This is a genomic window from Noviherbaspirillum phoenicis (assembly GCF_047237965.1).
In the GTDB taxonomy this organism is placed as follows: Bacteria; Pseudomonadota; Gammaproteobacteria; order Burkholderiales; family Burkholderiaceae_D; genus Noviherbaspirillum_A.
This window is the reverse complement of the sequence record NZ_JBDFLX010000001.1, coordinates 1,708,024-1,725,316: the sequence shown is the minus strand read 5'-3', so window position 1 is coordinate 1,725,316 and position 17,293 is coordinate 1,708,024. Positions and strand designations below refer to the sequence as shown.

At 65.4% G+C, this 17,293-nt stretch carries 18 protein-coding genes and 1 tRNA gene; 14 read left to right on the top strand and 5 right to left on the bottom strand.

Annotated elements, in window-relative coordinates; all coding sequences use genetic code 11:
• Positions 1 to 187 precede the first annotated feature (187 nt).
• Positions 188 to 409: a hypothetical protein gene (locus tag ABC383_RS07830; RefSeq protein ID WP_413012894.1), complete on the bottom strand. Its 222-nt coding sequence runs from the start codon at positions 407 to 409 to the stop codon at positions 188 to 190.
• A gap of 208 nt (positions 410 to 617) precedes the next feature.
• Here ABC383_RS07830 and ABC383_RS07825 point away from each other — a divergent pair, with 208 nt between their 5' ends.
• The 5 genes from ABC383_RS07825 to ABC383_RS07805 all read left to right on the top strand — a co-directional run bounded on the left by ABC383_RS07825 (position 618) and on the right by ABC383_RS07805 (position 4,593).
• The gene (locus ABC383_RS07825) at positions 618 to 860 is read left to right on the top strand and encodes a hypothetical protein (protein ID WP_413012892.1); all 243 of its coding nucleotides are present in this window, start codon (positions 618 to 620) and stop codon (positions 858 to 860) included.
• A 218-nt stretch (positions 861 to 1,078) separates the two neighbouring features.
• Positions 1,079 to 1,276 carry a hypothetical protein gene (locus ABC383_RS07820; RefSeq protein WP_413012890.1) on the top strand — a complete coding sequence of 66 codons (198 nt, stop codon included), beginning with the start codon at positions 1,079 to 1,081 and terminating at the stop codon, positions 1,274 to 1,276.
• A gap of 86 nt (positions 1,277 to 1,362) precedes the next feature.
• Positions 1,363 to 1,857 (top strand): arsinothricin resistance N-acetyltransferase ArsN1 family B, encoded by a 495-nt coding sequence (locus tag ABC383_RS07815; protein ID WP_413012888.1) that lies wholly within the window; start codon positions 1,363 to 1,365, stop codon positions 1,855 to 1,857.
• Between the two features lie 201 nt (positions 1,858 to 2,058).
• A complete protein-coding gene (locus ABC383_RS07810) occupies positions 2,059 to 3,180 on the top strand; it encodes an acyltransferase family protein (RefSeq protein ID WP_413012886.1) in 1,122 nt (373 codons plus the stop codon).
• 201 nt (positions 3,181 to 3,381) lie between these two features.
• Positions 3,382 to 4,593 carry a rhomboid family intramembrane serine protease gene (locus tag ABC383_RS07805; RefSeq protein WP_413012884.1) on the top strand — a complete coding sequence of 404 codons (1,212 nt, stop codon included), beginning with the start codon at positions 3,382 to 3,384 and terminating at the stop codon, positions 4,591 to 4,593.
• 15 nt (positions 4,594 to 4,608) lie between these two features.
• Here the strand turns inward: ABC383_RS07805 and arsC are convergent, their stop codons facing one another.
• A complete protein-coding gene (gene arsC, locus ABC383_RS07800) occupies positions 4,609 to 4,977 on the bottom strand; it encodes an arsenate reductase (glutaredoxin) (RefSeq protein ID WP_413012882.1) in 369 nt (122 codons plus the stop codon).
• 92 nt (positions 4,978 to 5,069) lie between these two features.
• On the opposite strand from arsC, the gene ABC383_RS07795 reads away from it, so the two are divergent.
• The 3 genes from ABC383_RS07795 to ABC383_RS07785 all read left to right on the top strand — a co-directional run bounded on the left by ABC383_RS07795 (position 5,070) and on the right by ABC383_RS07785 (position 7,414).
• Positions 5,070 to 5,145 (top strand) — tRNA-Ala (locus tag ABC383_RS07795).
• A gap of 239 nt (positions 5,146 to 5,384) precedes the next feature.
• On the top strand, positions 5,385 to 5,882 hold the full coding sequence (locus ABC383_RS07790; RefSeq protein ID WP_413012880.1) for a TspO/MBR family protein: 498 nt from the start codon (positions 5,385 to 5,387) through the stop codon (positions 5,880 to 5,882).
• A gap of 227 nt (positions 5,883 to 6,109) precedes the next feature.
• Complete coding sequence (locus ABC383_RS07785; RefSeq protein WP_413016267.1) at positions 6,110 to 7,414, top strand: solute carrier family 23 protein; 1,305 nt, start codon at positions 6,110 to 6,112, stop codon at positions 7,412 to 7,414.
• A gap of 335 nt (positions 7,415 to 7,749) precedes the next feature.
• Here the strand turns inward: ABC383_RS07785 and ABC383_RS07780 are convergent, their stop codons facing one another.
• Positions 7,750 to 8,898, bottom strand: a complete 1,149-nt coding sequence (locus tag ABC383_RS07780) for an IS481 family transposase (RefSeq protein WP_413011093.1) — start codon at positions 8,896 to 8,898, stop codon at positions 7,750 to 7,752.
• A 658-nt stretch (positions 8,899 to 9,556) separates the two neighbouring features.
• Between ABC383_RS07780 and ABC383_RS07775 the strand changes: the two genes are divergently transcribed.
• From ABC383_RS07775 to eutC, 5 genes are all read left to right on the top strand, one after another.
• Complete coding sequence (locus tag ABC383_RS07775) at positions 9,557 to 9,874, top strand: hypothetical protein (RefSeq protein ID WP_413012878.1); 318 nt, start codon at positions 9,557 to 9,559, stop codon at positions 9,872 to 9,874.
• Positions 9,875 to 9,898: 24 nt separating this feature from the next.
• Positions 9,899 to 10,057 carry a hypothetical protein gene (locus ABC383_RS07770; protein ID WP_413012876.1) on the top strand — a complete coding sequence of 53 codons (159 nt, stop codon included), beginning with the start codon at positions 9,899 to 9,901 and terminating at the stop codon, positions 10,055 to 10,057.
• A gap of 278 nt (positions 10,058 to 10,335) precedes the next feature.
• Positions 10,336 to 11,685, top strand: a complete 1,350-nt coding sequence (locus ABC383_RS07765) for a hypothetical protein (protein WP_413012874.1) — start codon at positions 10,336 to 10,338, stop codon at positions 11,683 to 11,685.
• Between the two features lie 82 nt (positions 11,686 to 11,767).
• The gene (locus tag ABC383_RS07760) at positions 11,768 to 13,177 is read left to right on the top strand and encodes an ethanolamine ammonia-lyase subunit EutB (protein ID WP_413012872.1); all 1,410 of its coding nucleotides are present in this window, start codon (positions 11,768 to 11,770) and stop codon (positions 13,175 to 13,177) included.
• Complete coding sequence (gene eutC / locus ABC383_RS07755) at positions 13,174 to 13,941, top strand: ethanolamine ammonia-lyase subunit EutC (RefSeq protein ID WP_413012870.1); 768 nt, start codon at positions 13,174 to 13,176, stop codon at positions 13,939 to 13,941. Before ABC383_RS07760 ends, eutC begins: the two co-directional genes overlap by 4 nt.
• Before the next feature lie 15 nt (positions 13,942 to 13,956).
• Here the strand turns inward: eutC and ABC383_RS07750 are convergent, their stop codons facing one another.
• Entirely contained in the window at positions 13,957 to 14,760 is an 804-nt protein-coding gene (locus ABC383_RS07750) for an alpha/beta hydrolase family protein (protein WP_413012868.1), read from the bottom strand.
• Entirely contained in the window at positions 14,747 to 15,904 is a 1,158-nt protein-coding gene (locus tag ABC383_RS07745) for a DUF3182 family protein (protein ID WP_413012866.1), read from the bottom strand. The genes ABC383_RS07750 and ABC383_RS07745 overlap by 14 nt, the downstream gene beginning before the upstream one ends.
• Positions 15,905 to 16,180: 276 nt before the next feature.
• Between ABC383_RS07745 and ABC383_RS07740 the strand changes: the two genes are divergently transcribed.
• Positions 16,181 to 17,218, top strand: a complete 1,038-nt coding sequence (locus tag ABC383_RS07740; RefSeq protein WP_413012865.1) for an acyltransferase family protein — start codon at positions 16,181 to 16,183, stop codon at positions 17,216 to 17,218.
• Positions 17,219 to 17,293: the final 75 nt, after the last annotated feature.

The following is a 17,293-nucleotide window of genomic DNA, read 5'->3' as shown; positions in this document are numbered from 1 at the left end:
TCTCACTGCGAACCTCCGCGATCTCAACAACACTTCTCATAGGGCTAAACCATGTTCGCTTGGTTCAATTTCGGCGACTTTGACTTCATCTCGAATCATGGTCGGACTGCGCCTAAAAAAGCCACATTGATCGTTGGCTTATGCTTAGCGGCCTAAACGCTGACGCAAAGAAATTGCAGAAATTCGCTCATGCGATATTTTCGCCGTGGCTGTGTTGGTACTTGAAGCCGTCAATTGGGTAAAGCAAGCTCGGCTCAAAATAAGCCGTGCGATGGTCTATCTGATCAGTGTGTTCGTCAATCCAAGGCCACGTAAAATTGTGTTTTCCATTCCCAAGCGGTTGTTTATATAGACCGCATTTTTTGAGGGTCTGCAAAACTTCGTTTTCATCGGAGCGGTTGGTGTGCACGCTGCTCTCAACATTAATTTTTGTCGCACCAACCGCGAGCGTGTGGAATTTCCTCCGACGCGCGGTGGCAGGGCCAGCTGTAAATCATCGAAAATATGATCAATGTTATAGCGACGCTCGGGATGGCATTCGATCATCCTATGTCCGCATGCATACCGTCAAAATCCCCAATCCCACCTACCATGGCCCAAACTCAACATGGACAGGCATGGAAGACAAGGTGCATCAGCAGGCGAGTCTGGTCTTGATCGATATGCAGATCGAGGAACTCGAGCAGAGACTGAATGCGCTGCAGGAAGTCATTGTTGCGATGACCGCTGCCGGAGGCGATACCAGCGAGCAGGCGGAGCTGATGCTGAAAATGCTGCGGATGCGGCGCGCCTTGGCGACTTTCCGGATGGAGTTGAAGGAGGATGCACCTGATCGCCATGACGATGGCGAAGCATCGTAGCGCGAGTGCTGGCATGGCGGTCGTAATGACCGCCTGGATGCGCGCATCGCACCCGAATGCCGGTTTTTAAACTTATTCCCATCTCCGTAGGTTGCCGATACCCGAAGGCCTGATCGCCTCACGCAAATCAATCGCGCCCGTCGTTGAAACCGCACGGCATTTATGGAGTCGGATAAGTCTTCGTTTTATTTCTTATTCACCACCAAGAGAGGCTGCCGATGGCAAATATCCGTGTTTCCCCGACTGAAGTGCAGGTCAACGACATCATTTACACCTTCGAAAGCGCCGGCGTGGCGGATGATTTCGAGGCCTGCGTCGCCACGGTCGATGTCAGCCATTGCGAGCAGAAATACCTGTCCGTCGACAGGCGCGCGGCGCATCCGCTGGCGCCGCCCGACGAATTTCCGGTCGACTGAGCGGCCGCAGTAGCGGCGGCACGCACGTAGGCAGGAAGGCCCGCAGGCGGATTACAATAACAACATTCCCTCAAGAAACCTTTGTCATGATACGTGCCGCCACGATTGCCGACGCCCCGGCAATCTGCCAGATCTATAACCACTTCATCCTGCATTCCACTGCCACCTTCGAGGAAGATGCCATCAGCGCCGACGAGATGGCGCGGCGCATCGGCGCCATTCTTCCCGCGCTCCCGTTTCTCGTTGCCGAGATCGATGGCGCGGTGGCCGGTTATGCCTATGCCACGACATGGAAGCCACGCAGCGCTTACCGGCATACGGTGGAATCGTCGGTCTATATTGCGCCCGGCTGTGCCGGCATGGGCCTGGGCACGCGCCTGTATCAGGCGCTGCTGCAGGCCTTGCGCGGGCGGGGCGTGCATGCGGTGCTGGCCGGCATCGTCCTGCCCAACGAGGCCAGCGTGGCGCTGCACGAGGCGTTCGGCTTTTCTGCCGTTGGAAGGATGCGGGAAGTCGGGCTGAAATTCGACCAGTGGCTCGACGTAGGCTACTGGGAATGCCTGCTGGCGCAAGCGAACTGACAAGCCCGGCAACGGTGGTAATTATTGACGGACAATAAACTTTTCCAGAGGTTAACGTTTTAGCCATAAAGCGGCGATAATGGCGGCTTTTTTTCCGAGTTATTCGATTGAAAAGCCTGCTGATCGACTGCGCCGGTGGCGCGCATTCCGCGCCGATGCCAAGCCGCCTTGCTCCTGCCTGTCCCGCCATGCGAGCACGCAGTGCATAAGCTGCAGTCTCGCCCGAACGGCGCGCAGCATCTTGGGTTCCTCGATGGATTCAAGGGTCTCGCGGCGCAGCTGATCGTTCTTCACCATCTCGCGTTCTACGGGCCGATGTCGGATCACGTGCGGCCCGCCGCGCCGCTGCTGATCGACTGGCTGGACGTGTATGCCCGCATGGCGGTGCAGGTGTTCCTGGTGATAGGCGGATTCCTGGCGGCGCGCTCGCTGTGCCCGGACGGCGTTGCCAGGCCGGGCGCAACGCCGGGCCTGGCCGGCCTGCTGGCGCGCCGCTATCTGAAGCTGGCGCCGCCGTTCATCGTGGCGATGCTGCTGGCAAGCTGCGCGTCGGCGCTGGCCGCCGGCTGGATGAGCCACTATTCGATTTCCGCGCCGACCACGCTGGCGCAGCTGGCAGCCCACGTGCTGCTGGCGCATGACATCCTGGGTTACGAGGCCATCTCCGCGGGCGCCTGGTATGTCGCCATCGATTTCCAGCTCTATGCCCTGATGGCGGCGGCGGTGTGGCTGTGCGGCAGGGGCGGGCTGATGGCGGATGCCCTGCGCCGGCCCTGGTCGGCGCCGCTGCTCATTGCGCTGCTGGCTGCCGCCTCGCTGCTGGTGTTCAACCGGGATGCGGCGCTGGACGTCTGGGCTCCCTACTTTTTCGGCAGTTACGGCCTGGGCGCGCTGGCCTGGTGGGCACGGTCCGGCACCGCCCGGCGCAGGCGCCTGCTGCTGGCCGCGATGCTGTCCTGCTCGCTGCTGGCGCTGGCCATCGATTTTCGCGAACGCATCGCGCTGGCAGCGGTGCTGTCGCTGCTGCTGGCGTTCTGGCGTTCCGGAGGGCGCGCCACCGTATTCGCGCCGCTGCTGGGCTGGCTGGGCCGAATTTCCTATTCGGTGTTTCTGGTGCATTTCCCGGTCTGCCTGCTGGTCAATGCGCTGTTCATCTGCGTGATGCCGGGGACGGCAGGCTGGCAGGGACTGGGCATGCTGGCGGCCTGGGCGGCCAGCGTGGCTGCCGGCGCCGCCTTCTTCCGCTTCGTCGAGCGGCCGCTCGGACAGCGGCTGTCGCTGGCCAGGCGCGTGCAGGCAGACCGGGTGGGCGTTACCGCCTGAAGCCTGCCGCTTGCAGCACCGCCCGTGCAGCGGCGCTGCTTTTCTGGTAGCTTGCCGAGTGGCATCGGCACGTCGCTAGTCACTGGCAGGCAACAGGCGGCAGGCAGGATCGCCGGCTTGCGTCATCTCCCTTCAACACACCCAGGGTCGCAACGACCATATACCGTGGAACCATTGCAGGAAAGTCATCCAGCGCAATCCGTGTCGACACAGTCGCCTGCGTCCGCGCCGCTTCATGCAGACGCCGGCGGCGATGCCGCGCGGCGGGCGGGCGCGGCCACTGCCTTTGCCAACCGGCGTCAGGCGCTGGCGCGCCAGCCTTGGGTCAGTTATGCGCTGGTGCTGCTCAACGTCGCCGTCTGGCTGCTGACGCTGGCCTCGGGCGCCGCGCTGCTGCAGGCGCCGGCGGAGAAAATGCTGGCATGGGGCGGCAATGCCGCCTCCGAAGTGCAGCGCGGCCAATGGTGGCGTCTCCTCACCGCGGTCTTCCTGCACAGCGGCCTGATGCACCTGACGATGAACATGGCCGGCCTGTTATGCACCGGCCCTACCGTGGAACGGGTGTACGGCAGCCGGCGCTTTCTGCTGCTGTATCTTGGCGCCGGCCTGACCGGCAGCGCGCTCAGCCTGCATTTTTCAGCCCAGCATGGCACCGCGGTCGGCGCCTCCGGCGCGGTATTCGGCGTGGCCGGCGCACTGCTGGTGGCGGCGCTGCGCCATCGGCGTTTCCTGCCGACGATGCTGAGCTTCTATACGCTGGCCGGCATCGGCCTGCTGCTGCTGGACGGCATGCTGCGCGGCTTCGGCAGCGGCCGGGTCGACAATGCGGCCCATGTCGGCGGCCTGCTGGCCGGCTGCCTGCTGGCGCTGATCCTGCCGGAGCGCATCAGCGGCCGCTGCAGCGCACGCCAGGCCCGGCACCGCACCCTTGCCGCCAGCATGGCGGCAGTGGCCGCCACCGTGGTGCTGGCGGCGAGCGCGCCGCCGGCGGCGGTCGATGTGCGCGGCGCCTTCCAGGCGGGCAGCGCGATGGAGCAGGCGCTGCGCGACTTCGACATGATCATGACCCGCATGGCGCTGGAAGAGCGGGCCGCCAATGCCGGCCGCATGACCCAGTCCCTGCGCGTGCTGCGCCAGCAGACCGTGCATGCGCAGGCGCTGCACAAGACCGCCGAGAAACTGGCGTCGATCCGGCTGCCGGCCACCGATGCGCGGGTGCCGCTGCTGGCCGACCTGCAGCGCATGGTGGCGCTGATGGAAGACCTGGCGCGGATGGAAACCGGCTTCGCCAAGGGCAATGCGCCGCCGCCGCCGGCGGACCCGGCGCGTCAGGCAGAGATCCTGCGCGAGGTCAAGCAACTGCGCGGCCGCATCGTGAACTGGCAGCAGACGCACGCCGCCGAGCGGCGCTGATGCCGCGTTGGTACGTCAGGCGCCTTGCGGGCGCGGCGGCAGGATCTCCAGCGCCAGTTCGGGCGGCCGGCACAGCCGGGCGCCGCGCCCGGTTACCACGAACGGGCGATTGATCAGCACCGGGTGGGCCAGCATCGCGTCCAGCAGCGCGTCATCGGCGAGCGTGGGATTGTCCAGCCCAAGCTCGCGGTACACCGGCTCCTTCTCACGCATGGCACCGCGCACGGTCAGGCCCGCATCGGCAATCAGTTTGGCCAGCGTGGCCCGGTCGGGCGGCGTTTTCAGATACTCGATGATGTCCGGCTCGATGCCGGCCTCGCGGATCAGGCCAAGCGCGCCGCGCGAGTTGCTGCAGGCTGGGTTGTGATAAATCGTGGTACGCATGAAGTCCTCCTTGTGGGCCGCAATTATAGGCATGGCGCGCAAGGCCGGATGCTTGCGCGCCGCGCGCGGCCTCCACTACAATCGGACCCCATGGGGCGGTAGCTCAGCTGGGAGAGCGTCGCGTTCGCAATGCGAAGGTCGGGAGTTCGATCCTCCTCCGCTCCACCATCCATCATCGCCCGACCGTATCCGGTTGGGCGTGTTCATTTTCAAACGCTGTTCTCGCGACCTGCCCGGGTGGTATGCGGATTCCCTGGTGCGCACGCTTGCCGTCAAACCCGGTTCATCGCATGACGACCGGCTTCCACACGAACCTGTACATTGTTTCGTCCTGCAGCAGGGGCCAGGCGCAGATTCCGCGATGCGGCAGTCAGGACAAACTTTCAACCTTTCAGAGGATACGAACCATGACCAGCATGCCACCGCGCAAGCAAGCCCTCGGCCTCCTGGCCTGGCTGCTGCCCTGCTTCCTGACCGCCGCGCTGGGCGCGGCCGCGTCCATCAATGCGGGCAGCTTTTATGCCGAACTAGCGCGGCCTGACTGGGCGCCGCCCGGCTCCGTCTTCGGGCCGGTGTGGAGCATGCTCTACCTGACCATGGGCGTGGCGGCCTGGCTGGCATGGCGGGAGCGCGGCTGGCGCGGCATGGGCCATGCGGCCTGGCTGTTTCTGCTGCAGCTGGCGGTCAATGCGTTGTGGAGCTGGCTGTTCTTTGCCTGGCACCGCGGCGGGCTTGCCTTCATCGATGTGCTGCTGCTGCTGGCGCTGATCGCGGCCACCACCGCGGCGTTCTGGCGCATCCGTCCGCTGGCGGGCGCGCTGCTGCTGCCTTATCTGGCGTGGGTGGCGTTTGCCAGCGTGCTTAACTACGCGACCTGGCAGCGCAATCCGCAGTTGCTGGGCTGATCGCCGCGCCCGTTTCCGATGCATGCGCCGCGCCGCGCCGGCGCAGCGACGGCCGCCTGCGCCCCATTTGAATGAATCGGCCGCACCACGCCGGTTCGGCATGAAAAAGTCTTGCAAAAGACAACATCCAGTCATTGTGATTTCGCCTTTCAGTCAATAAACTTGCCGCGCGCAACATTTTTGAACCACGGCCGGCGGCGCAGCCAGTCGGCCGCCTCTGATGGAGAATACGGATGGGATATTTCCCGCAATGGCGTGTGCGGCAGGGCACGGAAGATGGCCTGGGCCAGGTGATCAGCACCGATGAGCGTCTGCCCTGGCCGCAGACCATCGCCATGGGCCTGCAGCATGTGGTGGCGATGTTTGGCGCCACCGTGCTGGCGCCGCTCTTGATGGGCTTCGATCCCAACCTGGCGATCTTCATGTCGGGCATCGGCACGCTGCTGTTCTTCGTCTTCGTCGGCGGCCGGGTGCCCAGCTATCTCGGTTCGAGCTTTGCCTTCATCGGGCTAGTGATCGCGGTGTCGGGCTATGGCGGGCAGGGGCCCAATACCAATCTCGGCGTCGCGCTGGGCGGCATCATTGCCTGCGGCGCGCTGTATGCGCTGATTGGCCTTCTGGTCAGCGCGGTCGGCACCGCCTGGATCGAGAAGCTGATGCCGCCGGTGGTCACCGGCGCGGTGGTGGCCGTGATCGGCCTGAACCTGGCGCCGATCGCGGTCAAGGGCGTGACCGCCAACAGCTTCGACGCCTGGATGGCGCTGGCCACGGTGCTGTGCGTGGGCGGCGTGGCGGTGTTTACCCGCGGCATGGCGCAGCGCCTGCTGATCCTGATCGGCCTGCTGCTGGCCTATGTGATCTATGCGCTGCTGACCAATGGCGCCGGCCTGGGCAAGCCCATCGACTTCGCCGCGGTGGCCAATGCCGCCTGGTTCGGCATGCCGACCTTCGTCGCGCCGGTATTCAAGGCCGATGCAATGGCGCTGCTGGCGCCGGTGGCCATCATCCTGGTGGCCGAAAACCTCGGCCATATCAAGGCGGTCAGCGCCATGACCGGCAAGAACCTCGACCAGTACATGGGCCGCGCCTTCCTCGGCGACGGCGTGGCCACCATGCTCTCGGGCAGCATGGGCGGCACCGGCCTGACCACCTATGCAGAAAACATCGGCGTGATGGCGGTCACCCGCATCTATTCCACGCTGGTGTTCGTGGTGGCGGCGCTGATGGCCATCGTGCTGGGCTTCTCGCCGAAATTCGGCGCGGTGATCCAGACCATCCCCGGCGCGGTGCTGGGCGGCGTGTCCATCGTGGTGTTCGGCCTGATCGCGGTGGCGGGCGCCCGCATCTGGGTCGAGAACCGGGTCGACTTCTCGGACAACCGCAACCTGATCGTCGCTGCCGTCACTCTGGTGCTGGGCGCCGGCGACTTCACGCTCAAGCTCGGCCAGTTCTCGCTGGGCGGCATCGGCACCGCCACCTTCGGCGCCATCATCCTGCATGCGTTGCTGTCGCGGGGCGGTGCGCGGCGCTAAAGGCGGGCCGTTGCAGTTGCTTTGCAGTTGCAGTTGCTTTGCCGTTGCCGTTGCCGTTGCCGTTGCCGTTGCAGTGGCTTTTGAAGTTGCCGTTGCTTTTAAGTCCCGTTGAGCGCGCCGTGACGTCGGTGCGTGGAGCGGGAAAAGGTGCGGCGTCTGTCTGAGCCAAGCTTTGCTTGGCGAGTTTAGCCGCGCCCCGCTCCATGCATCGACGTCACGGGAACCCCGCGCAGCGGGGCGCGATCACCGGGTCGCCTTTTTTTGCCTACTTTTTTTGGCGAAGTGTATAGACCGGGGACATAGGTTACACATGTGCCGGGACATGGGTAACAGATTTAATCGTGCTTTTCGGCATCGCGCAAGTCGATTTGGCCAAATCGCTGATGCGCAAAGTACAGGTCATAGATGCCGTCCTGGCCTGACAGGGCGCGGGCCGCAATACGATGCCTGTGCAAGGCGCTGGAGACGCGAAAGCTGCGCTTGTGGAACTTCACATGCCCGTTCCACCCGACGGTCTCCACCAGGTCTTCCTGCGGATAAACAATCTCTGGCAATCGCTCGGGATAGGCCAGACGGCTTTGCCGGAACCGGGTTACCGGCGTGGCCATGCCGATGGCTTCATGCGGCCGCTCGTTGTTGTAGATCATTCGCCAGCGGTCGAATGCGTTCTGGACCTCCTCAAGGTCAACGAAGTGACGCCCGTGCAGCACATCTGCCTTGAGCGTGCGATGGAAACGTTCGTCCTTGCCATTGGTCTGTGGATGAGCCGGACGACTGTGACTGATGCGAATGCCCAACTGAATCAACCAGATGGTGAGCTTGGTGATGCCGTGTTCGTGCTGCGACGGACTGCCCCATGGAGAACCGTTGTCAGCGTTGATCCGTACTGGCATGCCGTGATGGCGAAAGGCAGTTTCCAGAGCTGCCTGCACAGTGGCAGTGTCCGGGTTCAGGCAAGCCTGCAGGACGATGTTGTAGCGTGAATGATCATCCAGCACGGTCAGTGGATGACACGTGGCCTGGCCGGTCTGGAAATGGCCCTTGAAGTCGATCTGCCAGAGATCATTGGGCTGGGCATGCTCGAAGCGCTGCCAGGCGGTGCTGTTTGCGCTTGCCTTTTCTGAGATCAAGCCATGTCGATGCAGAATCCGGGTAATGGTGCTGGGGGTTGGCACCTGGATGTGACCCTGATTGAGCAGGCTGCGATGAATCTTGCGGCCGCCCCAGGTGGGATGTTTCAGACGCACCTTCACTACCAGCTCTTCGTTTGCCTGGCTGGTACGCAGTGGCGTATTGCAGGGTCTGCGCGAGCAGTCCTGCAGGCCAGCAGGGCCCTGCGTCATGCTGCGTTCACGCCATTTGTATCCTGTCTTGCGACTGATTCCAAAACGCGTGCATAGGGCACTGAAGTTCACGCCATCCTGCTGCGCTAGCGCCGTAAATTCTTGTCGAAGGGTCATCATGTCAACGTCTTTCCAGGGCATGGTTAGAGAATCCTTTGGCTTGATATGGAATACGCCAAAGTGTTACCCATGTCCCGGCACAGTTGTTACCCATGTCCCCGGTCTATACAGCGAAGCAAAAAAAGTAGGTCGCCTGCCGGGGCGAACTCCCGGCCTGGTCATGACGACAGTGAGGTCGTGTTGCTTCACCAGCCGTAAAGACGTCACTGCGAAGCAGCAGTTAGCTTTTGAAGTTGAAGTTTCAATACGAACGTCAACAACAACACCGACAGTGCTGCCCGGGCGTTGCCGGGTGACGCAATGCGGCTGCACTGCCGTGGAGACAAGCCGGGAGTCCGTCCCGGCGGCCGGGTCACTTTTTTGCTTCGCCAAAAAAGTAACCAAAAAAGGCGACCCGATGATCGCGCCCCCGCTGCGCGAGGGTTCCCGTGTCAGCGGTACCCGGAGCGGGGCGCGGCTAAACTCGCCAAGCTGCGCTTGGCTCAGACAGACGCCGCACCTTTTCCCGCTCCGGGCACCGCTGACACGGCGCGCTCAACGGGACTTCACTGCAACGGCAACTTCAAAAGCCACTGCAACGGCAACGGCAACGGCAACTGCAACTGCAACTGCTGCACCGCAGCTTGAGTTTCCGCACTCAGCCCCAATGTGCTTGTTCCCAAGCTTCAAGGAGAACAACATGGCTCTTTACTGGCCAGGCGGGCGGGGTCAAGGAGACAGCGCCGATGACCCGGACCTCGGCAGTTACGATTCCAACCACTTGCTCGATTCCATCCTGGACGAGCTCAACCTACCCAACGATGCCGCGCTGAGCGAGGCGCTGGAAGTGGATGAGTCCGTGATCAGCGACCTGCGCGAAATGCGACGGGAAGTCGATGCGGCAATGCTGATCCGCATGCATGAACTGACCGACATCAGCATTGTCGGACTGCGTAACATCCTTGGCGACCGTCGCCGCCGGTCGCGGTTTTCCGAAGGCGGCGAAGAGCAACCCTGATGTTGTCAGCAAAAGGACAATGCGATGAACCAGACGCCCGATAAGGAAAGCCCGCCCGCCGCCCCGGCGCCGGCCACCGGCAAGCCGGCGCAGCCAAGCCCGGCGCCACGTGAAATCAGCCGCGAGGAAATGGACCACAAGCAACCGGCGGACGCCGATCCGGACGATCCGGTTTCGCCCTGACACCTCCAGCATTACCGCGCCGGCGTGCTTGCCTCCGGGCACACGCCGGCGTTTCGCATTTCAGGACCCGATAGTCCAAGCCGCGTTTGCAGGTTGACTTTATGCACTACGTGCAATGCTGCTTTGCAGTATGCTTCTGGCTTTCCCAGTCTTGACCCGCCATGCCGCTTCCGTCAGCCGTCCGCGATGCGGGCGCCCCCTCCATCCCTCACGCCACGCCGCCTGAACCATCACCGCCGCCTTCGCCGCCGGCGTCGCGGCCCGGCAGCAGGGCCGGCATGCTGTCGGTGCTGGTGCTGATCGCCGTCACCCTGGCGCGGGCCTTTGGCGGACCGTCCTGGCTGTTCATGGTGGCCGGCGCGGCGGCGATGGTGCTGATCATTTCCGGCTACCGGCAGATCAACCAGCGCTTGCGCACCACCTCCTTCATCCTGTTCTGCATTGCCGCGCTGACCATGCCGTTCGCCCGGGCGCCGGTGGCGGCGCTGGAGCGCGGCGTCTTCATCGCGGCCCTGCTGATCTCGGTCACCTGCAGCGTGATGCTGATTGCCCGCTGCGCCATGCGCAGCCACCGCATCGGCTTCATCGGCGCCGGCCTGCGCGAGCGCCAGGGCACGCGGCGCTACCTGTCCTTCACCCTGGCCAGCCAGTTCTTCTCCGGCATCCTTGGCCTAGCCGGCGCCAACCTGATGTTCGTGATGGCGGCCCCGTCGACCGAAGGCATGTCGGAAAGCCGCACCGCCACGGTGGTGACGGTCGGGCGCGGCTTTGCCGCCGCCAGTTGCTGGAGCCCGGTGTTTGGCAACATGGCCATCCTGCTGGCGCTCTATCCCTCGCTCTCCTGGCTGCAGGTGTTCCCGGTCGGGCTGGCGATCGGGCAGGTGACCATCGTCGTCGGCGCCCTGATGAACCTGGCGGCGACGTCGGGCCAGGCAGTGAGGCAGGACGGCCCGGTCACGCCGATGTCGACGCTGCTGCGCAGCTCGCTGCCCCTGCTGATTTCGCTGCTGGGCCTCCTGGCGCTGATCATGACCACCAGCTTCGTGCTGCATATCGTGATCTCGGCGGCGATCGTGCTGCTGGCGCCGCTGGTGTCGCTGCTGTTCAATGCCGTCACCGGCCGCCCGGGCCACCGCGTTGCCGACGGCGTGCGCGGCCTGCGCGGCGCGATGGACAACTTCGGCGCGCTGGCCAGCGAAGCCCTGCTGTTCATGGCCGCGGGCTGCGCCGGCAGCGTCCTGGCCGACGCCTTTCCATCGTCATGGATCAATGCCATCGGCGCCGCGCTCAGCGGCCATGCCTTCCTTGCGCTGGCCTTTTTGGTCAGCGCCATCATCGTCACCGCGCTGGCCGGCGTACACCCGGTGCTGTCGGCGGTGTTCCTCGCGTCCAGCCTGCCGCCGCAGGTGGTGGGTTTGCCGCCGCTGACCCACATGGCGGCGATCCTGGCCGGCTGGGGGCTGTCGGCCAACATGACGCCGTTCTCGGTGGTGTCGCTGACCGCGAGCCGCTATGCCGGCATCGGGCCGGGCGAGATCAGCTTTGGCCGCAACTGGCGTTTCGCATTGACCAATGCGCTGGTGGTATGCGGCGTGCTGGCGCTGATATCGATTGCCATGCAGCGCTGAAGGCGGGGAACGAATCGGCCGCGCCCGGCTCTCAATTTTCGTGTGGCCGCATTCCGCGGCCAGCCGGTCGGGGAGGGGCGGCATGGGCTACGCAAGCACGGTGGGATGGCATGTCTATCGCTTCGACGACCTGAGGACGCTGCTGGCCCGGGCCAGCCCGTCGCGCTCCGGCGACAGCCTGGCCGGCGTCGCCGCCGGCAGCGACGAGGAGCGCATGGCGGCGCGCATGGCGCTCGCCGACCTGCCGCTATCGGCCTTTCTCAACGAAGCCCTGGTGCCGTATGAAGAGGACGAGGTCACCCGCCTGATCATCGACAGCCACGACGCCGCCGCCTTCGCGCCGCTGGCGCACCTGACCGTCGGCGGCCTGCGCGAATGGCTGCTCGACGACGCCACCGACAGTGCCGCGCTGGCGCGGGCCGCGCCCGGCATCACGCCCGAAATGGCGGCCGCCGTCAGCAAGCTCATGCGCAACCAGGACCTGGTGCTGGCCGCCCGCAAATGCCGGGTCGTCACCCGCTTTCGCAATACCATCGGGCTGCCCGGCCATATGGCGGTGCGGCTGCAGCCCAACCATCCGACCGACGATGTCGCCGGCATTGCCGCCAGCATGCTCGATGGCCTGCTGTATGGCGCCGGCGATGCGGTGGTGGGCATCAATCCGGCCAGCGACTCGCCGCAGGCGCTGCTGCCGCTGTGGCGCATGCTGGACGACGTGCGGCTGCGTTTCGACATTCCGATGCAGGGCTGCGTGCTGACCCATGTAACCAACCAGATTCGCGCTATCGAGGCCGGCGCGCCGCTGGACCTGGTATTCCAGTCGGTGGCCGGCACCGAGCGCGCCAATGCCGGCTTCGGCGTCACGCTGGCGCTGCTCAACGAGGCGCGCGAGGCGGCGCTGTCGCTTGGCCGCGGCACTGTGGGCGACAACGTGATGTACCTGGAAACCGGCCAGGGCAGCGCGCTGTCGGCCGATGCGCACCACGGCATGGACCAGCAGACCTGCGAGGCGCGCGCCTATGCGGTGGCGCGTTCGCTCAAGCCGCTTCTGACCAATACCGTGGTCGGCTTCATCGGCCCGGAATACCTGTACAACGGCAAGCAGATCCTGCGCGCCGGCCTGGAAGACCATTTCTGCGGCAAGCTGCTGGGCGTGCCCATGGGCTGCGACATCTGCTACACCAACCATGCCGAAGCCGACCAGGACGACATGGACACGCTGCTGACGCTCCTGGGCGCGGCCGGGGTGAACTTCATCATGGGCGTGCCCGGCGCCGACGACATCATGCTCAACTACCAGAGCACCTCCTTCCATGACGCGCTCTACCTGCGCCGCCTGCTCGGATTGAAGCGCGCGCCGGAATTCGAAGCCTGGCTGGCGGCGATGCGCATCACTGGCGACAACGGCGAACTGCTCGACACCCGCGCCGGCCACAGCCTGATGCAGTCGCTGCCGATGCTGCCGGGCCTGTCGGCGGGAGCGGCGCCATGACCCAGGGCCTGCCCGACAAGCCCGCCGCCGATCCCTGGCAGGCGCTGCGCCGGCGCACCGCGGCGCGCATCGGCCTGGGTCGTGTGGGCGCCAGCATGCCCACCGATGAACTGCTGCGCTTCGGCCTGGCGCATGCCCAGGCCAGGGACGCGGTGCATGGCGCGCTGGATGCGGCGGCGCTGGCGCAGGATCTTGCGGCGCAAGGCTTTGCCACGCTGGACGTGCACAGCATGGCGCCGGACCGCGAGACCTATCTTCTGCGGCCCGACCTCGGCCGGCGGCTCGATGAGGCCAGCCTTGGCCTGCTGCAGGGCGCGCCGCGCGCCGAGGTGGCGCTGGTGATTGCCGACGGCCTGTCGGCGCAGGCGGCGCAGCGGCATGCGCCGGCGGTCGCCCGCCTGCTGCGCGACGCGCTCGGCGGCTGGGCCTGGCCGGTGGTGATTGCGCGCCAGGGCAGGGTGGCGCTGGGCGACGACATCGGCGCGGCGCTGGGCGCGCGGCTGGCAATCGTGATGCTGGGCGAGCGGCCGGGCCTGAGTTCGCCGGACAGCCTCGGCATCTATCTCACCTGGTCGCCCCGGCCCGGCCGCATGGACAGCGAACGCAACTGCATTTCCAATGTGCGCCCGGCCGGACTGGACCATGCGGCGGCGGCGCGCAAGCTGCATTTCCTGATGACGCAGGCGCTGCTGCGCCAGACCAGCGGCGTGATGCTCAAGGATGAGAGCGATGCGGCGCAGCCCCTGGCCGCGCCGGGCCAATGAACATGCAGGCCGGCTTCAGCCCGGACGCGGCGGCGCCTCGGGCAGCCCGGACGGCGCATTCGCCTGCGTGGACTGGTTGCCGCCGCGCGCGCCCAGGATCATCTCGTTCATCCAGCTCACCAGCACAGAGGTGTAGGCACGCTGGCTGGCGGCCTCGGAGAGGCCATGGTCGGCATTGCTGATCATGCGGTAGGTCATCGAGCGCGGCCGCATCAGCGCTTCCTTGTAGCTGTTGATGACCGCATGCGGCACGATGTCGTCATTCTCCGATTCGATCAGCAATACGTCGCCGCGGAAGGCCTTGCAGGCGCGCAGCGCGCGGTTGTCCGCGGCCGGCACGAAGCGGCGGCGGTAGGCGCCGAGGTCCTGGTCCTGGTGCAGCTGCAGCTTGGGCAGTTCCCACCCGGTATCCATGTACAGCGCCGGCACCCGCAGCGCCAGCCATCGCACCGGGCGCTTGGTGGTGAGGATGGCCGACAGGTAGCCGCCATAGCTGCTGCCCACCACCGCGATCGAGGACGGGTCCACGCCGCGCTGCCTGGCCAGCAGGTCGTAGGCGGCCAGCACATCGGCCAGGTTGTTCTCGCGCGATACGGTTTCCTGCATCGGCAGGGTGTCGGCATGGCCGGACAGGTCGAAGGTGAGGCAGACGCAGCCCAGCGCCGCGATCTCCCGCGCCCGCGCCAGGTATTGCTCTTGGCTGCCGCCCCAGCCGTGCACGAACAGCACGCCCGGAATCAAAGTGGAAGGGCTGACCAGGGTGCCGGACAGTTCGCGGCCCTCGGCATGGATGGCGACTGCATCGTCACGGGTGGGCATAGGGCATGGTCCTCGTATATTTGGTGATCGCGCCGACATGCGGGTCGATCCCGTTGAAATAAACCTCGGCATCCGGCGGCGGCGCGCCGCCGCCATACAGCTCCGTGGTGCAGGCGCGCACCACGCGCAGGCCGGGATCGGACTGGAATGCCGCCAGCGCCGCCAGTTCCGCACCGGTGGCGCCGCCTATGCGCCATGACTGCTCCAGCACGCCCGAACGCCAGACGCCGCTGTCGTCGGTGCCCTGCGCCACGTCGTAATTGCAGCGCGACGCCATCAGGCCGGGGAAACAGGCCAGCGCCGCCCGGTGGTAGGCGCAGGCCTGGGCCACCGCGGTGCTCACTTCCGGCGCATGCGGCAGCGCCAGCAGCGCTTCGAAATCGCCATTGGCCACCAGCAGGTCGGAGCCGCCGTAGACTTCCTGGCCGGCATTGTTGTGGGTCACATGCTGGATGCCGCAATACGACGCCAGCTGCCGGCCGATGCGCACCTGGCCCACGCTATGGGTGACCACGTCGTTCAGATTTCGTTCCAGAACCACGCCGCCTAACCTCAGCTGCGCGTCGTCCAGCGCGCCGATCTGCTGCTCCAGCGCCGTAAGGTCGGCGGCCACGCTCTGGTCGCTGCCGCCTATGCCGCTGGCCAGCTTGATGCGCACCGCGCCCTGCTTCAGAAGCGCTTTCCCGGCGCGCAATGCATCCTCCCGGCTGAAGGCGGAGTAGCCGGGCAGCACCACTCCAAGCACCTGCTGGCCGAAGGCGTGCGACCAGGCCGGCGGCGCGGCGCAGTCGGCCAGCGGCAGCGGATGGGTAATCACCTTGGAGGCCACATAGGGCTGCGGCACCACGCCGCCGAACAGGTCGTGCTCGCTGCGCACGCCGAGGCGCGCCGCCTGGGCCGCGTCGGGTATGGTCTCGCGCGGGACGAAATAGAGCGGCAGGTCGTACTGCGCCGCGGCATCGTATTCGCCGCCGTAGGCATGGCCCAGCAGCGCCGCAACCCGTGCGGCGATGCGGTTCTGCGAAGTCGATTCATGGCCTTGCGGATTGCCGTGCGGCCGCTGCGAATACACCACCACGATGCGCGGGCCGTGCTGCGGCGGAGCCATGCCTGCCTGCGCTGTTTCAGGATGCCCTGACTTCATCTGTTGCTCCTCGCAGGCTGGGATGTCGGCTGGTCCGGCAGCGTGTACGTTGGCTTAGCGCGGCGATCCGCCCGCCGTTCGACACGCTTACAGGCCGGAAAAATTCTAGCAAAGCGACATGCCTCGCATATCGATTTGAACAAGCCCGCGCGATTCGCTTGCCGCAGGCAGCGGCGCTGCCCTTCATGCGCGGCGGCCATTGTTGAGTGATCTTGCCTTCGGCTATGATGGCGCCAGCGCTGCACTCCCGCCTCGCCAGTTCCGATGGACCTGCCCATGCCCGCAAGCCTGTCGCTTTATCTTGACCTGGTACGTTTCCTTGCCGCTGTCGCGGTGCTGCTGTTCCATCTGTGGCCGCAATGGTTTCCCGGTTTTCCGCTGCCCTGGCCCGGCCATGCCGCCGTGATCGTATTCTTCGTCCTGTCGGGCTACATGATCTGCCATGCGGCGCACCAGCCGGGCGTGACCGCCACAACCTTCATCGGGCACCGCGCCGCCCGCATCCTTTCCGTCGCCTTGCCGGCGCTGCTGCTGTCGCTGGTGATTGCGCCGCTGGCCGGCACCACGCCCATCCACAGCAGCGGCGACATGCAGATCGACCCGATGGCCTTCCTGCTGCGCATGCTGGCCTCGCTGCTGTTCATCGGGCAGTCCTGGAACCTGATGCTGACGCCGCCCTACAATCCGCCGTACTGGTCGCTGTGCTACGAGGTCTGGTATTACGCAATGTACGGCGCGTGGATGTTCGCGCCCAGGCGCTGGCGGCTGCTGGCCGTGCTGCTAGCGGCGCTCTGCGCCGGCCCCAAGATCCTGTTGCTGGCGCCAGTCTGGCTGCTGGGCGTTCTGGTATGGCATCTGCGCGGCCGGCTGGCGCCGGCGGCCGCCGCGCCGGTCTTCTTTGGCTGCATGGCGGCCGGCCTACTGCTGTTCTGGTTCGATGTCGGCGTGCTGCTGCGCAACCGCATGCTGGCGCACTGGCCGCAGGCGGGCAACCAGTTGCACGAGTCGGCGCTATTCCTGGGCGACTATCTGCTGGGCCTGGCCGTGGCGGGCAACTTTCTGGGTGCGGCTTCCATGGGGCAGCGGCTGCGTGGCCTGTTCCGACTCGATCAAGCAATCCGCCTGGCCGCCTCCTACACATTTTCAATCTACCTGTACCATATGCCTCTTGCCGTGCTTCTCTGGAACGGGCTTGAACTGCACAGTCCATGGCTGTTCATCCCGACGCTGTTGTTGCTGTTGCTGTTGCTGGGCACGCTGACCGAGCGACAGCTGCCTTTGTACAGGCGTGTGCTGCAGCGCGCGGTGGCCTGACGGCCCTGCGTGCGTGCCGCTGGCCTGGCCCGGACCTTCCATCTGAACGACATTTTTCGCTGTATAGGATCTTTG

What these genes read in the sequence shown, in the direction of transcription:
- arsC (WP_413012882.1), bottom strand. Translation starts at nt 4,977, where the DNA reads ATGCGTACCACGATTTATCACAACCCAGCCTGCAGCAACTCGCGCGGC.
- ABC383_RS07815 (WP_413012888.1), top strand. Translation starts at nt 1,363, where the DNA reads ATGATACGTGCCGCCACGATTGCCGACGCCCCGGCAATCTGCCAGATC.
- ABC383_RS07760 (WP_413012872.1), top strand. Translation starts at nt 11,768, where the DNA reads ATGGGCTACGCAAGCACGGTGGGATGGCATGTCTATCGCTTCGACGAC.
- ABC383_RS07780 (WP_413011093.1), bottom strand. Translation starts at nt 8,898, where the DNA reads ATGCCCTGGAAAGACGTTGACATGATGACCCTTCGACAAGAATTTACG.
- ABC383_RS07740 (WP_413012865.1), top strand. Translation starts at nt 16,181, where the DNA reads ATGCCCGCAAGCCTGTCGCTTTATCTTGACCTGGTACGTTTCCTTGCC.
- ABC383_RS07825 (WP_413012892.1), top strand. Translation starts at nt 618, where the DNA reads ATGGAAGACAAGGTGCATCAGCAGGCGAGTCTGGTCTTGATCGATATG.
- ABC383_RS07770 (WP_413012876.1), top strand. Translation starts at nt 9,899, where the DNA reads ATGAACCAGACGCCCGATAAGGAAAGCCCGCCCGCCGCCCCGGCGCCG.
- ABC383_RS07765 (WP_413012874.1), top strand. Translation starts at nt 10,336, where the DNA reads ATGCTGTCGGTGCTGGTGCTGATCGCCGTCACCCTGGCGCGGGCCTTT.
- ABC383_RS07750 (WP_413012868.1), bottom strand. Translation starts at nt 14,760, where the DNA reads ATGCCCACCCGTGACGATGCAGTCGCCATCCATGCCGAGGGCCGCGAA.
- ABC383_RS07790 (WP_413012880.1), top strand. Translation starts at nt 5,385, where the DNA reads ATGACCAGCATGCCACCGCGCAAGCAAGCCCTCGGCCTCCTGGCCTGG.
- ABC383_RS07745 (WP_413012866.1), bottom strand. Translation starts at nt 15,904, where the DNA reads ATGAAGTCAGGGCATCCTGAAACAGCGCAGGCAGGCATGGCTCCGCCG.
- ABC383_RS07775 (WP_413012878.1), top strand. Translation starts at nt 9,557, where the DNA reads ATGGCTCTTTACTGGCCAGGCGGGCGGGGTCAAGGAGACAGCGCCGAT.
- ABC383_RS07820 (WP_413012890.1), top strand. Translation starts at nt 1,079, where the DNA reads ATGGCAAATATCCGTGTTTCCCCGACTGAAGTGCAGGTCAACGACATC.
- eutC (WP_413012870.1), top strand. Translation starts at nt 13,174, where the DNA reads ATGACCCAGGGCCTGCCCGACAAGCCCGCCGCCGATCCCTGGCAGGCG.